General features: G+C 70.2%; 14 protein-coding genes. 6 read left to right on the plus strand and 8 right to left on the minus strand.

Annotated elements, in window-relative coordinates; all coding sequences use genetic code 11:
* The coding region (locus tag ACTWQJ_RS27390) for a LacI family DNA-binding transcriptional regulator (RefSeq protein ID WP_443309213.1) at positions 1 to 544 on the minus strand (544 nt) is incomplete at its 3' end.
* 321 nt (positions 545 to 865) lie between these two features.
* Here ACTWQJ_RS27390 and ACTWQJ_RS27395 point away from each other — a divergent pair.
* Genes ACTWQJ_RS27395 through ACTWQJ_RS27405 form a run of 3 tightly spaced genes read left to right on the plus strand, consistent with a single transcriptional unit; the run spans position 866 to position 3,998 of the window.
* Positions 866 to 2,017: a Gfo/Idh/MocA family protein gene (locus tag ACTWQJ_RS27395; protein WP_385510221.1), complete on the plus strand. Its 1,152-nt coding sequence runs from the start codon at positions 866 to 868 to the stop codon at positions 2,015 to 2,017.
* Positions 2,014 to 3,168 (plus strand): dihydrodipicolinate synthase family protein, encoded by a 1,155-nt coding sequence (locus ACTWQJ_RS27400; RefSeq protein ID WP_443309214.1) that lies wholly within the window; start codon positions 2,014 to 2,016, stop codon positions 3,166 to 3,168. The genes ACTWQJ_RS27395 and ACTWQJ_RS27400 overlap by 4 nt, the downstream gene beginning before the upstream one ends.
* A 32-nt stretch (positions 3,169 to 3,200) precedes the next feature.
* Entirely contained in the window at positions 3,201 to 3,998 is a 798-nt protein-coding gene (locus ACTWQJ_RS27405; RefSeq protein WP_443309224.1) for a sugar phosphate isomerase/epimerase family protein, read from the plus strand.
* Between the two features lie 59 nt (positions 3,999 to 4,057).
* Here ACTWQJ_RS27405 and ACTWQJ_RS27410 read toward each other — a convergent pair whose 3' ends face one another.
* Entirely contained in the window at positions 4,058 to 4,651 is a 594-nt protein-coding gene (locus ACTWQJ_RS27410) for a DinB family protein (RefSeq protein ID WP_443309215.1), read from the minus strand.
* Positions 4,652 to 4,716: 65 nt separating this feature from the next.
* Between ACTWQJ_RS27410 and ACTWQJ_RS27415 the strand changes: the two genes are divergently transcribed.
* The gene (locus tag ACTWQJ_RS27415) at positions 4,717 to 5,157 is read left to right on the plus strand and encodes a GNAT family N-acetyltransferase (protein ID WP_443309216.1); all 441 of its coding nucleotides are present in this window, start codon (positions 4,717 to 4,719) and stop codon (positions 5,155 to 5,157) included.
* A 198-nt stretch (positions 5,158 to 5,355) separates the two neighbouring features.
* On the opposite strand, the gene ACTWQJ_RS27420 is transcribed toward ACTWQJ_RS27415, so the two are convergent.
* The 6 genes from ACTWQJ_RS27420 to ACTWQJ_RS27445 all read right to left on the minus strand — a co-directional run bounded on the left by ACTWQJ_RS27420 (position 5,356) and on the right by ACTWQJ_RS27445 (position 12,242).
* Positions 5,356 to 6,333: an AraC-like ligand-binding domain-containing protein gene (locus ACTWQJ_RS27420; RefSeq protein WP_443309217.1), complete on the minus strand. Its 978-nt coding sequence runs from the start codon at positions 6,331 to 6,333 to the stop codon at positions 5,356 to 5,358.
* A gap of 60 nt (positions 6,334 to 6,393) precedes the next feature.
* Positions 6,394 to 6,783 carry a D-ribose pyranase gene (gene rbsD / locus ACTWQJ_RS27425; RefSeq protein WP_224738040.1) on the minus strand — a complete coding sequence of 130 codons (390 nt, stop codon included), beginning with the start codon at positions 6,781 to 6,783 and terminating at the stop codon, positions 6,394 to 6,396.
* Positions 6,780 to 7,682, minus strand: coding sequence for a ribokinase (locus ACTWQJ_RS27430; protein WP_443309218.1), 903 nt, complete (start codon positions 7,680 to 7,682; stop codon positions 6,780 to 6,782). The genes rbsD and ACTWQJ_RS27430 overlap by 4 nt, the downstream gene beginning before the upstream one ends.
* 69 nt (positions 7,683 to 7,751) lie before the next feature.
* Positions 7,752 to 9,701, minus strand: a complete 1,950-nt coding sequence (locus ACTWQJ_RS27435; protein WP_443309219.1) for an ABC transporter permease/substrate-binding protein — start codon at positions 9,699 to 9,701, stop codon at positions 7,752 to 7,754.
* Complete coding sequence (locus ACTWQJ_RS27440) at positions 9,691 to 11,211, minus strand: sugar ABC transporter ATP-binding protein (RefSeq protein ID WP_443309220.1); 1,521 nt, start codon at positions 11,209 to 11,211, stop codon at positions 9,691 to 9,693. The genes ACTWQJ_RS27435 and ACTWQJ_RS27440 overlap by 11 nt, the downstream gene beginning before the upstream one ends.
* Positions 11,208 to 12,242 (minus strand): LacI family DNA-binding transcriptional regulator, encoded by a 1,035-nt coding sequence (locus tag ACTWQJ_RS27445; protein WP_443309221.1) that lies wholly within the window; start codon positions 12,240 to 12,242, stop codon positions 11,208 to 11,210. Before ACTWQJ_RS27445 ends, ACTWQJ_RS27440 begins: the two co-directional genes overlap by 4 nt.
* Positions 12,243 to 12,420: 178 nt before the next feature.
* Between ACTWQJ_RS27445 and recD2 the strand changes: the two genes are divergently transcribed.
* Positions 12,421 to 14,679, plus strand: a complete 2,259-nt coding sequence (recD2, locus tag ACTWQJ_RS27450) for an SF1B family DNA helicase RecD2 (RefSeq protein ID WP_443309222.1) — start codon at positions 12,421 to 12,423, stop codon at positions 14,677 to 14,679.
* A gap of 197 nt (positions 14,680 to 14,876) precedes the next feature.
* Complete coding sequence (locus tag ACTWQJ_RS27455) at positions 14,877 to 16,166, plus strand: citrate synthase (RefSeq protein WP_443309223.1); 1,290 nt, start codon at positions 14,877 to 14,879, stop codon at positions 16,164 to 16,166.
* Positions 16,167 to 16,235 lie beyond the last annotated feature (69 nt).

The following is a 16,235-nucleotide window of genomic DNA, read 5'->3' on the forward strand; positions in this document are numbered from 1 at the left end:
GCCGGCCCCCTCCCCGGTTGTCGAAGGTCAGCGCGACCGCGGACGTGTCCGGCGCCGGCGGCCGGCCGCACAGCACCACCCGCGTCCCGGCGTCCGTCAGTTTCCGCAGCTTCGCGGACACCGCCGCCACATGCGAGGCGTCCTCGATCGCGCCGCCGGTCAGGACGACCGCCGCGGCCCGCTGCCGCTGGAGCAGGGTGAGGTAGGTCAGCTCGCGCTCCGGGGAGCCGCCCGTGTTGCAGACGACGGCCAGCCGCTCACCGCCCGCGCGCCCGCCCGGCCCGCCGATCTCGGACTGGATCGCGCTCGCCATGATCCCGAAGAAGGGGTCGGCGATGTCGTTGACCAGGATCCCGACCAGGTCGGAGGTCGCGGCGGCGAGCGCGCTGGCGGGGCCGTTGAGCACGTAGTCCAGCTCGTCGACCGCCTTGAGCACCCGCTCCCGGGTGGAGGCGGCCACCGGGTAGTTCCCGTTCAGCACGCGCGACACCGTCGCGGGCGAGACCTGCGCGCGGGCCGCCACGTCCGCCAGGGTCACCGTCATCTCGTCGTCCTCCGGTCGCGCGTCTTGTCGTACGTCGTCATACACATGCGGTGCTCGTACGTCGTCATACGTACGTCGTCATACACGTGCAGTGCACTGGCCACGGTTTCGTGCAGACCATAAGGCCCAGAACCCCGCTTGTTCGCCCCCTCGAACAACTCGAGGCGGTCATGGCCTTGTCTCAACCACTGGTCAGAGGCTAGCTTCTCATGGGATAGAAAGCGCTTGCTGTACGGCTTACCAGTAGCACCGGTGGCATCAGTGAATCCAGGGAATCCAGACGCTCAACGGGGCGGACCAGACGCCCACGAAGGGAACGACGTGACACGCAAGACGGTGCGTATCGCCATGAACGGTGTGACCGGGCGCATGGGCTACCGCCAGCACCTCGTCCGCTCCATCCTGGCCATCCGCGAACAGGGCGGCCTCGACCTCGGCGACGGCACCGTGCTGTGGCCGGAACCGATCCTCATCGGCCGCCGCGAGCATGCCCTGAAGGCACTCGCCGAGCGGCACGGGCTGGAACACCTCTCCACGGACGTGGACGCGGTCCTCGCCGACGACACCGTGGACATCTACTTCGACGCCCAGGTCACCTCGGCCCGCGAGGAGGCCATTAAGAAGGCGATCGAGGCCGGAAAGCACATCTACACAGAGAAGCCCACGGCCACCGGACTCGAGGGTGCCCTGGAGCTGGCCCGCCTGGCGGCCGGGAAGGGCATCAAGCACGGCGTCGTCCAGGACAAGCTCTTCCTCCCGGGCCTGCTGAAGCTCAAGCGGCTCATCGACGGCGGCTTCTTCGGCCGGATCCTGTCCGTGCGCGGCGAGTTCGGCTACTGGGTCTTCGAGGGCGACTGGCAGCCCGCCCAGCGCCCCTCCTGGAACTACCGCGCCGAGGACGGCGGCGGCATCGTCGTCGACATGTTCCCGCACTGGGAGTACGTCCTGCACGAACTGTTCGGCCGGGTGCGGTCCGTCCAGGCCCTGACCGCCACCCACATCCCGCAGCGCTGGGACGAGAACGGCAAGCCCTACGACGCCACCGCCGACGACGCCGCCTACGGCATCTTCGAGCTGGAGGGCGGCGCGATCGCCCAGATCAACTCGTCGTGGGCCGTGCGCGTCAACCGCGACGAGCTGGTCGAGTTCCAGGTGGACGGCACGGAGGGCTCGGCGGTCGCCGGCCTGCGCAACTGCCGCGTCCAGCACCGCAGCGCCACCCCCAAGCCGGTCTGGAACCCGGACATCCCGGCCACCTACTCCTTCCGCGACCAGTGGCAGGAGGTCCCGGACAACGCCGAGTTCGACAACGGCTTCAAGGCCCAGTGGGAGCTGTTCCTCAAGCACGTCTACGCCGACGCCCCCTACCACTGGGACCTGCTCGCCGGCGCCCGTGGCGTCCAGCTCGCCGAGCTGGGCCTCAAGTCCACGGCCGAGGGCCGCCGTATCGACGTACCGGAGATTGCGCTGTGACCATCCGACTCCCTGATGCCGCCGGCGAGCTGCGGACCTACGAGCCCCGCTCCGAGCCCCTCGCTCTCACCCCCTGCGCGGGTTTCTCCTGCCGTACGGTCTTCTCCGCGGCCCACGTGGTCGCCGACCCGTTCGCCGACGTCACCCCCGACTCACCAGCCGCCGTCGACTGGGACGCCACCCTCGCCTTCCGCCGCCACCTGTGGTCCCACGGGCTCGGCGTCGCCGAGGCGATGGACACCGCCCAGCGGGGGATGGGCCTGGACTGGGCGGGTGCGGCGGAGCTGATCCGGCGGTCGGCGGCGGAGGCCCGTGGCGTGGGCGGGCGTATCGCCTGCGGCGTCGGCACCGACCAGATCACCGCCCCGGCATCCCTCGCCGAGGTCCGGGCGGCCTACGAGGAGCAGCTCGCGCTCGTCGAGGGGTCGGGCGCGCAGGCCATCCTCATGGCGTCCCGGGCACTCGCGGCGGCAGCCCGGGGCCCCGAGGACTACCTGGAGGTCTACGGCCACCTCCTGCGCCAGTCCGCCGAGCCGGTGATCCTGCACTGGCTGGGCCCGATGTTCGACCCGGCGCTGGAGGGCTACTGGGGGTCGGGCGACCTCGACGCGGCGACCGAGACGTTTCTTGAGGTCATCGCCGCCCACCCCGACAAGGTCGACGGCATCAAGGTCTCCCTCCTGGACGCCCAGCGGGAGATCGACCTGCGCCGCCGCCTCCCGGGCGGCGTCCGCTGCTACACCGGCGACGACTTCAACTACCCCGAGCTGATCGCGGGCGACGAGCAGGGCTTCAGCCACGCCCTGCTCGGCATCTTCGACCCGCTGGGCCCGCTGGCGTCCGAGGCGGTACGGGTGCTGGACACGGGGGACGTCAAGGGCTTCCGTGAACTCCTCGACCCGACCGTCGAGCTGTCCCGCCACCTCTTCCAGGCCCCGACCCGCTTCTACAAGACGGGCGTGGTGTTCCTGGCCTGGCTGGCCGGCCACCAGTCCCACTTCACGATGGTCGGCGGCCTGCAGTCGGCCCGCTCCCTCCCGCACTTCGCCCGCGCCTACGAACTCGCCGACGCCCTGGGCCTGTTCCCGGACTCAAAGCTGGCGGAGGACCGGATGAAGAACCTGCTCGCACTGTACGGGGTGACCCAGTGACCGGTGACCTTTCCCGCTTCTCCATCAACCAGATGACGGTGAAGCAGCTGTCGATGCCGGAACTGGTCGAGGCATGCGTCGCGTTGGAGGTCCCCGGCGTGGGCCTGTGGCGCGAGCCGGTCCAGTCGTACGGCGTGGAGGCGACGGCGAAACTGGTCCGGGACGCGGGCCTGACGGTGACGACGTTGTGCCGCGGCGGCTTCTTCACCGCGATCGACCCGGACGAGCGTGCCCACGCCCTGGCCGACAACCGCCGCGCCATCGACGAGGCCGCCACCCTCGGCACCGACACCCTCGTCCTGGTCTCCGGCGGCCTGCCGCCCGGCTCCAAGGACCTGCACGGCGCCCGGGAGCGCATCGCGGACGCGCTGGCGGAGCTGGGCCCCTACGCGGAGTCCCACGGCGTACGCCTCGCCATCGAGCCCCTCCACCCGATGTACGCAGCCGACCGCTGCGTCGTCTCCACTCTCACCCAGGCCCTGGACCTCGCGGAACGCTTCCCCGCGCACCAGGTCGGCGTCACGGTGGACACGTACCACATCTGGTGGGACGACACCGCCCCCGCGCAGATCGCCCGCGCGGGCGCCGGCGGCCGTATCCACACCTTCCAACTCGCCGACTGGACGACACCCTTGCCGGAGGGCGTGCTGAACGGCCGCGGTCAGATCGGCGACGGCGCGATCGACATGCGGAAGTGGAAGAGCTACGTCGAGGCGGCCGGGTACACCGGTCCCATCGAGGTCGAGCTGTTCAACGAGGAGCTGTGGGCCCGGGACGGACGGGAGGTGCTGGCGGAGACGGCCCGGCGGTTCGTGGAGCACACCGCGTAGGGATTACCGGGTGGCCCGTCCGTGCCGGAATGCGGGCCACCCGGGATCAGCCGCCGAAGTCACTCGTGCCGGTCGGCTTCCTGAGCTGCGCGCTCCAGCCGGCCTCGGTAGTTCTCCCACCATGCCGCGTCGCCCGGCGGCATGCTGTCGTTGCCCTTGTTCATCCCGACGGCACCGTCCGTGAGTTCCCGGATGATGTCGGCGTGCCCGGCGTGCCGGTGCGTGTCGGCGATCACGCGCACCACGGCATGATGCAACGTCACTTCGTTTCTGTCGGCCGGCCACCACGGCACCTTGCCGACCGTGTCCAGCGACAGCGCGTCGATCGTCGCGTCCGCGTGCGCCCACGCCCGGCGGTAGAGCCCCACGATCTGCTCGCGTGACTCGTCGGCGGTGGCCCACATGTCCCCGTTGGACTCGGCAGCGTCCGCGAGCCAGGGCAGCGGCTCGCCGGACGGCCGTCCGAAGGTGTCGCCGAGGTAGCCCAGTTCCATGGTGGCCACGTGTTTCACCAGGCCCAGCAGGTTCGTGCCGGTCGGCGTCCGCGGGCGGCGGATGTCGTACTCCGAGAGTCCTTCGAGCTTCCAGAGCAGGGCATCGCGGGCGGACTGCAGGTAGAAGTGGAGGTCTGCCTTGGCATCCGATGCGGTCATGGGGCCAGTCTGCCGCTCGCGCGATCTTTGTCCACTGCCTTTGCCTGCCCGGTAGCGTGGCGATCATGGCGGACTGGGGTATGCGGCAGGCGGCGGCGTCGGACGTCGAGGCGGTGGCCGAGTTGCGTGCCGTGGTGCTGCGGGCGGATCTGGAACGGCTCGGGCGGTACGACGAGCAGCGGGTGCGGCAGCGGCTGCGGGACGGATTCGACCCGGCCCACACCTGGGTGATCGAGGTGGGCGGTGCGTTCGCCGGCTGCGTGGCGCTGCGACCGGCCGAGGACGCCCACTGGCTGGAGCACTTCTACCTGGCCCCGCCTCTTCAGGGCAGCGGTATCGGTTCGGGCGTGCTGCGCGAGCTGCTGGAGCGGTGTGACCGTCGCGGTGTCCTCGTCCGGTTGAACGTGCTGCAGGGCAGTCGGGCCCAACAGCTGTACGAGCGGCACGGGTTCACGGTCGAGTCCGAGGATCCGGTGGACGTGTTCATGGTGCGCCAGCTGGACTGACGGTCATGGTCGGCGGCAGCCCGGCGTGCGGTGCCGGTCGTCGACGCCGACTACGACGGCATCGGTACCGCACGCCGGTCCCCCCGGTGCTTCCCCGCCGTGCACGCCGTTCAGCTGTGCACAAGCGCAAGGATGACAAGGACGGGCCCTTGATTCCTTGGCCGCGCGTGCACGGATCTTGACAATTCCTGCATATCGTCATGCGTGCCGGCGATGGTCGTGGTGCCGGTAGTCCCTCGGCGTCGTCCCGTAGGCGCGGCGGAAGAGCCGACTGAAGGTCGCGGGGTCGCCGAAGCCCCAGCGGGCGGCCACGGCCTGGATGGAACGGCCGCGCAGGCGCGGGTCGGTGAGGTCGCGGCGGCAGCGTTCCAGGCGGCGGTGCCGGATCCAGGCCGCCGGTGTCGCGCCCTCCTCGGCGAACAGCTGGTGGAGGTGGCGCACCGAGATGCCGTGGGCGGCCGCGATGGTGGCGGGGGACAGGGACGGATCGCCGAGGTTCTGGTCGATGAAGTCCCGGATGCGTATGTGCAGGGCACGCCGGCGTGACTCCGGGGTCATCGCGTCCTCGACGTCCAGGCAGCGGCCGAGCACGGTGGCGAGCAGATCCGTCGTCACCGACGCCAGGGCGGGGGCGTCGGCCGGCGTGAACTCGTCGGCGCGGGTGGCGACATCGGCCAGCCAGCGGTACAGGGCCCCGCCCATGCCGTGGCCGAGCGGGACCGGCGCGGCCAGCACCCGGCGGATCGTCCTCGGCGGCAGCGGCAGCAGAGCGTGGGGGAGCGTGACGATCATGCACGACAGGGGCGCGGACACCTCGGTGAGCCGTGCCTCGTACGGCAGGCTGCTGTCGACGAGGACGAGGTCACCTCTGCGGAACGTGCTCTCGCGTCCGTTCTGCGTGGCGCACCCCTCGCCCCTGAACTGGCAGTTGACCTGGAAGACCTCCGGGTCGAACCGCCGGATGCCCCGGGCCGTGCGCACCGTGTCCAGCTGCGGGCAGCGCAGTTCGGCGATCTGTACGTCGCCGAGCGGCAGTACCCGCATCGTCGCCAGGAAGTCGTCCTCCCGCTCGCTGCGCAGCAGGTTGGGCAGGTGGGTCCGCCCGGCGATGTCCTGCCACAGGTCCCACCGCTCGCCGGCCGGCACGACCTCGGTCCGGAACTCCTGCACCAGCATGAGAACAGGGTAGGGAGCCCGGCCGGAAAAGAACCCGGAGAGAATGCGAAGCCGTGGGCGTCAGAAGAACACCCCGCACCGCAGCAGCACATTCGCGTACGGCCGGGCCTCCCCCGTCCGTACGACCAGCCGCGCGCCCGCCGACAGCTCCTTGAGCCTCTCGTGGGAGACCAGCGTCAGCTCGGGGAAGTGGCCGTCCAGCAGCGCTGATGCCGCCGGGTTGGCTTCCCGCACCTCGGTCGCGGCGGTCGCGCCCTCGATCACCAGCTCGGCCAGCAGGCCGTCGAGGACCTCGGCGAAGGACGGGACTCCGGCCCGGAAGGCCAGGTCGACGACGCGCGGCCCGCCGGGTATCGGCATACCGGCGTCGCACACCAGTACCCCGTCGCCGTGGCCCAGTTCGGCCAGTGCGCCGGAGAGATGACGGTTCAGGATTCCGGCCTTCTTCACAGTGCCGCGACCTCCGCCGCGGTCGGGAAGGACTCCTGCGCGCCCCGCTTTGTGACGGCCGCCGCCCCGACGCGGGCCGCGTACGCCGCCGCCTCGGCCAGGGACGCGCCCGCGCCCAGCTTCCAGGCCAGCGCCGCCGTGAAGGCGTCGCCGGCGCCCGTCGTGTCCACGGCGTCCACCTTCACGGACGCCACCCGGGTCACCCCCTGGGAGTCGGCCACCAGCGAGCCCTCGGCCCCCAACGTCACGACCACCGAACGCGGGCCGCGCGCCAGCAGGAGCCGCGCCCAGTCCGCGGGGTCGTCGCCGACCAGGGCGTCGCCCAGGATCACCTTCGCCTCGTGCTCGTTCAGGATCAGCGGATCGCAGGCCGCCAGCACCTCCTGCGGCAGCGGCCGCGGCGGGGACGGGTTCAGCACGAACCGGCTGTCGGGCCCCAGGCTCCGTACCGCCTCCACGACCGTCTCCAGCGGGATCTCCAGCTGCGCCGACACCACCCGCGAGGCGTGGAAGAGGCTGCCCGCCGCCCGCACGTCCTCGGGCGTGAGCTTCCCGTTCGCCCCCGGCGACACCACGATGCTGTTGTCGCCGGACGGGTCCACGGTGATCAGCGCGACGCCGGTCGGCGCGCCGCCCACCAGGACGCCCACCGTGTCGACGCCGGCCGCCCGCTGCGAGTCGAGCAGCAGCCGGCCGTGCGCGTCGTCGCCGACCCGGGCCAGCAGGGCCGTACGGGCACCGAGACGGGCGGCCGCGACCGCCTGGTTCGCGCCCTTGCCGCCCGGGTGGACGGCCAGGTCGGAGCCGAGCACCGTCTCGCCGGCCGCCGGCCGCCGCTCGACCCCGATCACCAGGTCGGCGTTGGCCGACCCTACGACCAGCAGGTCGTAGTCGTACATCAATGTCTCCCCTGGTAGGTGACTTGAGGCGGGCGCCCGCACCGAGGGGCGCCCGCCTGTTGCCCGGTGTCAGCCGCCGAAGCCGGCCACGTTCTCCTTCGTGACCACCTTCACCGGCACCTTCACCGTCTCGCTGACCTTCTCGCCGTCGGCGGCCCGCAGCGCGTTGTCCACCGCAATCCTGCCCAGTTCCCTGGGCTGCTGCGCCACCGACGCGTACAGCGTGCCCGCCTCGACCGCCTTCAGCCCGTCCGGCGTGCCGTCGAAACCGACGACCTGGACCGACTTCCCGGCCTTCGATCCCAGCGCCTTGATCGCGCCGAGCGCCATCTCGTCGTTCTCCGCGAAGACGCCGTCGATGTCCGGGTGGGCCTGGAGCAGGTTCGTCATCACGTCGAGGCCCTTGGTGCGGTCGAAGTCGGCGGGCTGCTTGGCGACGACCTTGATGCCCGGGTAGGCCTTCAGGCCCTCGGCGAAGCCGGCGCCGCGCTCCCGGCTGGCGGAGGTGCCGGCCTGGCCCTGCAGGATCACGATCGTGCCCCGGCCGCCGAGCTTCTCGGCGAGCGCCTTGGCGCCCAGTTCGCCGCCCTCGACGTTGTCGGAGGCCACCAGGGCTGCCGTGTCCGCCTTGTTGACGCCTCGGTCGACGCCGACGACGGGGATGTCCGCCTTGTTGGCGGCCCGTACGGCCGGCCCGGCCGCGTCCGAGTCCACCGGGTTCACGATGATCGAGGACAGGCCCTCGCTGGTGAAGTTCTGCAGCTGGTTGGCCTGCTGCGAGGCGTCGTTCTGCGCGTCGGTGACGGTGAGGTCGACGCCGAGCTTCTTCGCCTCCGCCTCCGCACCCGCCCGGATCTGCACGAAGAACGGGTTGTTGAGCGTGGACAGCGACAGCCCGACCTTCTGCGTCGTGGACGAGGAGCCGCTGTGCAGCAGCGAGGTCGCGCCCACGATCGCCGTGGCGACCACGGCGGCGAGTACGTACGTCAGCGCCTGCTTGCCCTTGTTGCCGCCACCGGCCCCGGCCGGTGCCGCACTCGCCCCCGCCTTGCGCCGCACCGTGTCGAGCAGCACCGCCAGCGCGATCACGACACCGATGACGACCTGCTGCCAGAAGGCGGACACGGACAGGAGGTTGAGGCCGTTCCTCAGCACCGCCAGGATCAGCGCACCGATCAGCGTGCCGGACGCCTTGCCGGTACCGCCCGCGAGCGAGGCACCGCCGATGACGACCGCGGCGATCGCGTCCAACTCGTAGCCCTGCGCGGCCTGCGGCTGCGCGGAGGACAGCCGGGAGGCGAGCACGATGCCCGCGGCCGCGGCGAACAGCCCGGAGAACGCGTAGATCGCGAGCTTCTGCTTCTTCACCCGCAGCCCCGACAGCCGGGCCGCCTCCTCGTTGCCGCCGATCGCGTACATGGAGCGCCCGATGTACGTCCGGCCGAGCACGAACGCCGTGATCAGCCCCATGACGATCATCACGAGCACCGGCACCGGCAGCCAGCCGCCGAGCGTGTCACCGAGGTGCGACACCGAGTCCGGGAAGGCGATCGGCGAGCCCTGCGAGATGACCAGCGACAGACCGCGGGCCACCGACAGCATGGCCAGCGTCGCGATGAACGGCGGCAGCTTCCCGTACGAGATCAGGAAGCCGTTGACCAGGCCGGCCGCGATGCCGGTCCCGATCGCCAGCAGCACCGCCAGCACGACCGGGACGCCCTCGTTGGTGGCACTCCAGGCGAGCACGGTGGCGGAGAGGGCGGCCACCGAACCGACCGACAGATCGATGCCCGCCGAGACGATCACGAAGGTGACACCGAAGGCGAGGATCGCGGTGACGGCGGCCTGGACGCCGATGTTGAGCAGGTTGTCCGTCGTCAGGAAGTCGCCGGACAGCGCCGACAGCGCGACGACGAGGACGATGAGCGCGGTGAGCGCGCCGTTGTCGAGCAGCAGCCGGCGCAGTCCGCCGGAGGCGCCACCCGCGCCCGCCGTGCTCTTGAGCGTGTCAGTGGCCACGGGAGGCCTCCGTTCCAGTCGTAGGAGTGCTGACGGCGAGCGCCATCACGGCGTCCTGGGTCGCCCGGTCGGCGGGGAGTTCGCCCGCGATCCGGCCCTGCGCCATCACCAGCACCCGGTCGCTCATACCGAGCACCTCGGGCAGATCGCTGGAGATCATCAGGACGGCGGCGCCGGCGGCCGTCAGTTCATTGATGAGCTGGTAGATCTCGACCTTGGCGCCGACGTCGATCCCGCGCGTCGGCTCGTCGAGAATGAGCACCTTGGTGTCCGCGAGCAGCCACTTGCCGATGACGACCTTCTGCTGGTTGCCGCCGGAGAGGGTGCGCACATGCTGGCCGAGGCCCGCCATGCGCACCCCGAGCTGCCCGGCGATCCGGGCGGCGGCCGCACGCTGGCCCTTGAGGTCGACGAGCCCGCCACGGGTGGCCGAACGGAGCGTCACCAGGCCGAGGTTCTCCTCGACGGAGGCGTCCAGTACCAGCCCCTGCCCCTTGCGGTCCTCGGGGACGAGCCCGATCCCGGCGGACATGGCGGCGCCCACGTCATGACGCCTGAGCTGCGCGCCCGCGACCTTCACGGCCCCCTTGTCGTAGGGGTCGGCCCCGAACACGGCCCGTACGACCTCGGTACGGCCGGCGCCCACGAGGCCTGCGATGCCGACGACCTCACCGGCGCGCACCTCGAAGCCCACGTCGTGGAAGACGCCGTTCCTGGTCAGCCCCTCCACCTTGAGGAGGGCCTCCCCGGTGTCGGTGCGCTCCCGCGGGTACTGCTGCTCGATCGACCGTCCCACCATGAGGCGTACGAGCTCGTCCTCGGGCGTGGCGGCGGGGACCTGCCCGACGCTCCTGCCGTCGCGGATGACGGTGACCCGGTCGCCGAGGGCGGCGATCTCCTCCAGGTGGTGGGTGATGAAGACGATCCCGACCCCGTCCGCACGCAGGGCGCGCACGATGGAGAAGAGCTTCTCGACCTCCTCGGAGGTGAGCACGGCGGTCGGCTCGTCCATGATCAGCACACGGGCGTTCAGACTGAGCGCCTTGGCGATCTCGACCATCTGCAGGCGTGCGATGCCGAGTTCACGCACCCGCGCGCGCGGGGACACGGTGACGCCGACCCGCTTCAGCAGTTCGGCGGCCTCGGCCTCCATCCGCCTGCGGTCGATCATCCCGAGCCGGCGCGGCTGCCGCCCGAGGAAGATGTTCTCGGCGACGGTCAGGTCGGGAACGAGATTGAACTCCTGGTAGATGGTGGCGATCCCGAGCCGCTCGGAGTCCTGCGCACCATGGATGCGCACCTGCTCACCACCGACCAGGATCCGCCCGGAGTCGGGCGTGTAGGCACCGGACAGCATCTTGATGAGCGTGCTCTTGCCCGCGCCGTTCTCGCCGAGCAGCACATGCACCTCGCCCCGGCGCAGATCGAAGTCGACGCCGTCGAGGGCGACCACACCGGGGAACGTCTTGCGTATGCCTTCGATGCGCAGCAGCTCGTCCGGGTTGCTCACGGCTGCCTCCTGTTCATTGCGGGGGACGGCTCTTGGGGAGCGGACTCGCCGCACGAGCGGCGTACGACGAGACGGGCGAGGAGGGTGACGGACTGCGGGGGCCGGCCCTCGATCCGGTCGACCAGCGCACGGACGGCGGCCCGCCCCAGCTCACCGGTCGGCTGGGCGATCGCGGTGATCGGCGGATCGGTGTGCACGAACCAGCGGATGTCGTCGAACGCGGCGAGCGCGATGTCGTCGGGAATCCGCAACCCGCGCGCGCGTACGGCGTCCAGCGCGCCGAGCGCCATCAGGTTGTCGGCGGCGAAGACAACCTCGGGCGGCTCGGCCAGCTCCAGAAACCCCTCGGTGACCCGACGCCCGCTGTCGGCCTGGAAGTCGCCCTGGCCTATATAGGCGTCGGGGAGGGGAAGCCCGTACTCGGCCATGGCGTCCCGGAAGGCCTCGACGCGCTCGCTGCCGGTGGTGGTGGCCGCGGGGCCGGCGATGATGGCGAGCCGCCGGTGCCCCAGCCCGTGCAGATGCGCGACGAGATCCCGTACGGCGGCCCGGCCGTCCGCCCTGACGACGGGCACGTCGACCCCCGGGATCCACCGGTCCACGAACACCATGGGCGTCCCGGCGCGGGCGGCGTCCAGCATGAGCGGGGAGCCACCGTCGGTGGGGGAGACGAGCAGCCCGTCGATCCGGCGATCGAGCAGGGTCCGTACGTGATGGTCCTGCAACTCGGGCCGCTCGTCGGCGTTCCCGATGATGACGCTGTACCCGAGGGCGCGGGCCTCCTCCTCGACGGAGCGGGCCAGTTCCGTGAAGTACGGATTCAGTACGTCGCTGATGACCAGCCCGAGGGTCCGGGTCTGATCGGTGCGCAGCGACCGGGCGACGGCGTTCGGCCGATACCCCAGTGTCTCGACGGCGGCCAGCACGCGCGTGCGTGCGTCCGTGCTCACCGACGGATGATCGTTCAGGACGCGCGACACCGTGGCGACGGAGACCCCCGCCTCGGCGGCAACGTCCTTGATACTCGCCATCGCCGCTCCCACCTCCTCGTGGAATCGATTACACGGAGGATTGGAATCGATTACAGGCGGGTTGGCAAGAGTCCGAGACCGGATCGTGATGGTCGTGCTCGGATGAGCGCTCACAGGCCCCAGGGCCCGCCGGCCCTTGTCCCGGCGCTGTGTCGGACCCGCGCTGTACCTTCGGATCATGTCCAACCAGGCAGGGAACGGGGAGCGACGACTGGCCGTACTCGAGGGCGTACTGGAGCGGATCACGTACGCCAACGAGGAGAACGGCTACACCGTCGCCCGTGTCGACACAGGCAGAGGCGACGGCGACCTTCTGACGGTCGTCGGCGCGCTGCTCGGCGCCCAGGTCGGGGAGTCCCTGCGCATGGAGGGCCGCTGGGGCAGTCACCCCCAGTACGGCAAGCAGTTCACCGTCGAGAACTACACGACCGTCCTCCCGGCCACCGTCCAGGGCATCCGCCGCTACCTGGGCTCAGGACTGGTCAAGGGCATCGGACCCGTCTTCGCCGACCGCATCACCCAGCACTTCGGCCTGGACACCCTGAAGATCATCGAGGAGGAGCCCAAGCGGCTCATCGAGGTGCCCGGCCTCGGCCCCAAGCGGACGAAGAAGATCGCCGACGCCTGGGAGGAGCAGAAGGCGATCAAGGAGGTCATGCTCTTCCTCCAGACCGTCGAGGTGTCCACCTCCATCGCCGTGCGCATCTACAAGAAGTACGGCGACGCCTCGATCTCCGTCGTGAAGAACCAGCCCTACCGCCTCGCCGCCGACGTCTGGGGCATCGGCTTCCTGACCGCCGACAAGATCGCTCAGTCCGTCGGTATCCCGCACGACAGCCCGGAAAGGGTCAAGGCGGGCCTGCAGTACGCCCTTTCGCAGTCCGCCGACCAGGGGCACTGCTACCTCCCCGAGGAGCGCCTGATCGCCGACGCGGTCAAGCTCCTCCAGGTGGACACCGGCCTCGTCATCGAGTGCCTCGCCGAGCTGGCGTCGCCCCCTGAAGACGGCGACGAGCCCGGTGTCGTACGGGAGAAGGTGCCGGGGCCGGACGGAGGAGAGCCCGTCACCGCCGTCTACCTCGTCCCCTTCCACCGCGCCGAACTCTCCCTATCCGCCCAGCTGCTGCGCCTTCTGCGCACCGAGGACGACCGGATGCCGTCCTTCCGGGAGGTCGCCTGGGACAAGGCGCTGACCTGGCTGAAGGGCCGTACGGGCGCCGACCTCGCCCCCGAGCAGGAGGCCGCCGTCAAGCTGGCGTTGACGAAGAAGGTCGCCGTCCTCACCGGCGGCCCCGGCTGCGGCAAGTCGTTCACGGTGCGCTCGATCGTGGAGCTGGCCCGCGCCAAGAAGGCCAAGGTCGTCCTCGCCGCCCCGACCGGCCGGGCCGCCAAGCGCCTCGCGGAACTGACCGGCGCCGAGGCCTCCACCGTCCACCGCCTGCTGGAACTCAAGCCCGGCGGTGACGCGGCGTACGACAAGGACCGCCCCCTGGACGCCGACCTCGTGGTCGTGGACGAGGCCTCCATGCTCGACCTCCTCCTCGCCAACAAGCTCGTCAAGGCCGTACCGCCTGGCGCGCATCTCCTCTTCGTCGGCGACGTCGATCAGCTCCCCAGCGTCGGCGCGGGGGAGGTCCTCAGAGACCTCCTGGCCGACGGCAGTCCCGTCCCCGCCGTCCGCCTCACCCGTGTCTTCCGCCAGGCCCAGCAGTCGGGGGTGGTGACGAACGCCCACCGGATCAACGCGGGACAGCATCCCCTCACCGACGGCATGAAGGACTTCTTCCTCTTCGTCGAGGACGACACGGAGGAGGCCGGCCGGCTCACGGTGGATGTGGCCGCCCGTCGTATCCCGGCCAGATTCGGCCTGGACCCGCGCCGGGACGTGCAGGTCCTGGCGCCCATGCACCGGGGCCCGGCGGGCGCCGGCACCCTCAACGGACTGCTCCAGCAGGCCATCACGCCGGGCCGCCCGGACCTGTCCGAGAAGCGGTTCGGCGGCCGGGTGTTCCGCGTCGGCGACAAGGTCACCCAGATTCGCAACAATTACGAGAAAGGGAACAACGGTGTCTTCAACGGCACCGTGGGCGTGGTCACCTCGCTCGACCCGGTCGACCAGCGCCTCACGGTGCTGACGGACGAGGACGAGGAGGTTCCGTACGAATTCGACGAACTGGACGAACTGGCACATGCCTATGCGGTGACCATCCACCGCTCGCAGGGAAGTGAGTACCCGGCGGTCGTCATCCCGGTGACCACGGGCGCCTGGATGATGCTTCAGCGCAACCTGCTCTACACGGCGGTCACCCGCGCCAAGAAGCTGGTCGTCCTGGTCGGTTCGCGCAAGGCGATCGGCCAGGCGGTGCGCACGGTGTCGGCGGGACGGCGTTGCACAGCCCTCGACTTCAGGCTCGCGGATCCCCTCCGCAAGAAATGATCGATCAAACGAGTCGCAAACGTCACACAGTACTTCCGGATGGGGAATCGAGGGGGCAGGATGAGCAGGTTGGCGGCACTGAGTGCCGCCGATAAGCCCAATGGTCGACCCCGAGTGCACTCTCCTGAGCCAAATGGGGGATGGTAGAGACAGTCAGGGCACCTCGAAGATGAGGCACTACGTCGGTGAGGGAAGACGTGAGCGACAACTCTGTAGTACTGCGGTACGACGGCAGCGAGTACACCTACCCGGTGATCGACGGCACCGTCGGGGACAAGGGCTTCGACATCGGCAAGCTCCGGGCCCAGACCGGTCTCGTGACCCTGGACAGCGGTTACGGGAACACGGCCGCCTATAAATCCGCCATCACCTACCTCGACGGCGAGCAGGGCATCCTCCGGTACCGCGGCTACCCGATCGAGCAGCTGGCCGAACGCTCCACCTTCCTGGAGGTGGCCTACCTGCTGATCAACGGTGAGCTGCCGACGGTCGACGAGCTCACCCGGTTCCGGGACGAGATCACGCGGCACACCCTGCTGCACGAGGACGTCAAGAACTTCTACAAGGGCTTCCCGCGCGACGCCCACCCGATGGCCATGCTGTCGTCGGTCGTCTCGGCGCTGTCCACCTTCTACCAGGACAGCCACAACCCGTTCGACGAGACGCAGCGCAACCTCTCCACGATCCGTCTGCTCGCCAAGCTCCCGACGATCGCGGCGTACGCGTACAAGAAGTCGATCGGCCACCCGTTCGTCTACCCGCGCAACGACCTCGGTTACGTCGAGAACTTCCTGCGGATGACCTTCTCGGTGCCGGCTCAGGAGTACGAGCTGGACCCGGTCGTCGTGGCCGCGCTCGACAAGCTGCTGATCCTGCACGCGGACCACGAGCAGAACTGTTCGACCTCGACCGTGCGCCTGGTCGGTTCCTCGCAGGCGAACATGTTCGCCTCGATCTCCGCGGGCATCTCCGCCCTGTGGGGCCCGCTGCACGGTGGTGCCAACCAGTCGGTGCTGGAGATGCTCGAGGGCATCCAGGCCTCCGGCGGCGATGTCGACTCCTTCATCCGCAAGGTGAAGAACAAGGAGGACGGCGTCCGCCTGATGGGCTTCGGCCACCGGGTCTACAAGAACTTCGACCCGCGCGCCAAGATCATCAAGGCTGCCGCGCACGATGTCCTGTCGGCCCTCGGCAAGTCCGACGAGCTGCTGGACATCGCGCTGAAGCTGGAGGAGCACGCGCTCTCCGACGACTACTTCACCGAGCGCAAGCTGTACCCGAACGTCGACTTCTACACCGGCCTGATCTACCGGGCCATGGGCTTCCCGACCGAGATGTTCACGGTCCTGTTCGCCCTCGGCCGGCTGCCGGGCTGGATCGCCCAGTGGCACGAGATGATCAAGGAGCCGGGTTCCCGCATCGGCCGCCCGCGCCAGATCTACACGGGCGTGGTCGAGCGCGACTTCGTTCCGGTCGAGGAGCGCTGAGCAGCTTCTAGTGCCGCGACAGGCAACGTTCGCCCCGTCGCGACGCCCGGCACGCACTCTCGCCGCACC

It is taken from the genome of Streptomyces sp. KR55, assembly GCF_052245645.1.
In the GTDB taxonomy this organism is placed as follows: Bacteria; Actinomycetota; Actinomycetes; order Streptomycetales; family Streptomycetaceae; genus Streptomyces; species Streptomyces flavusporus.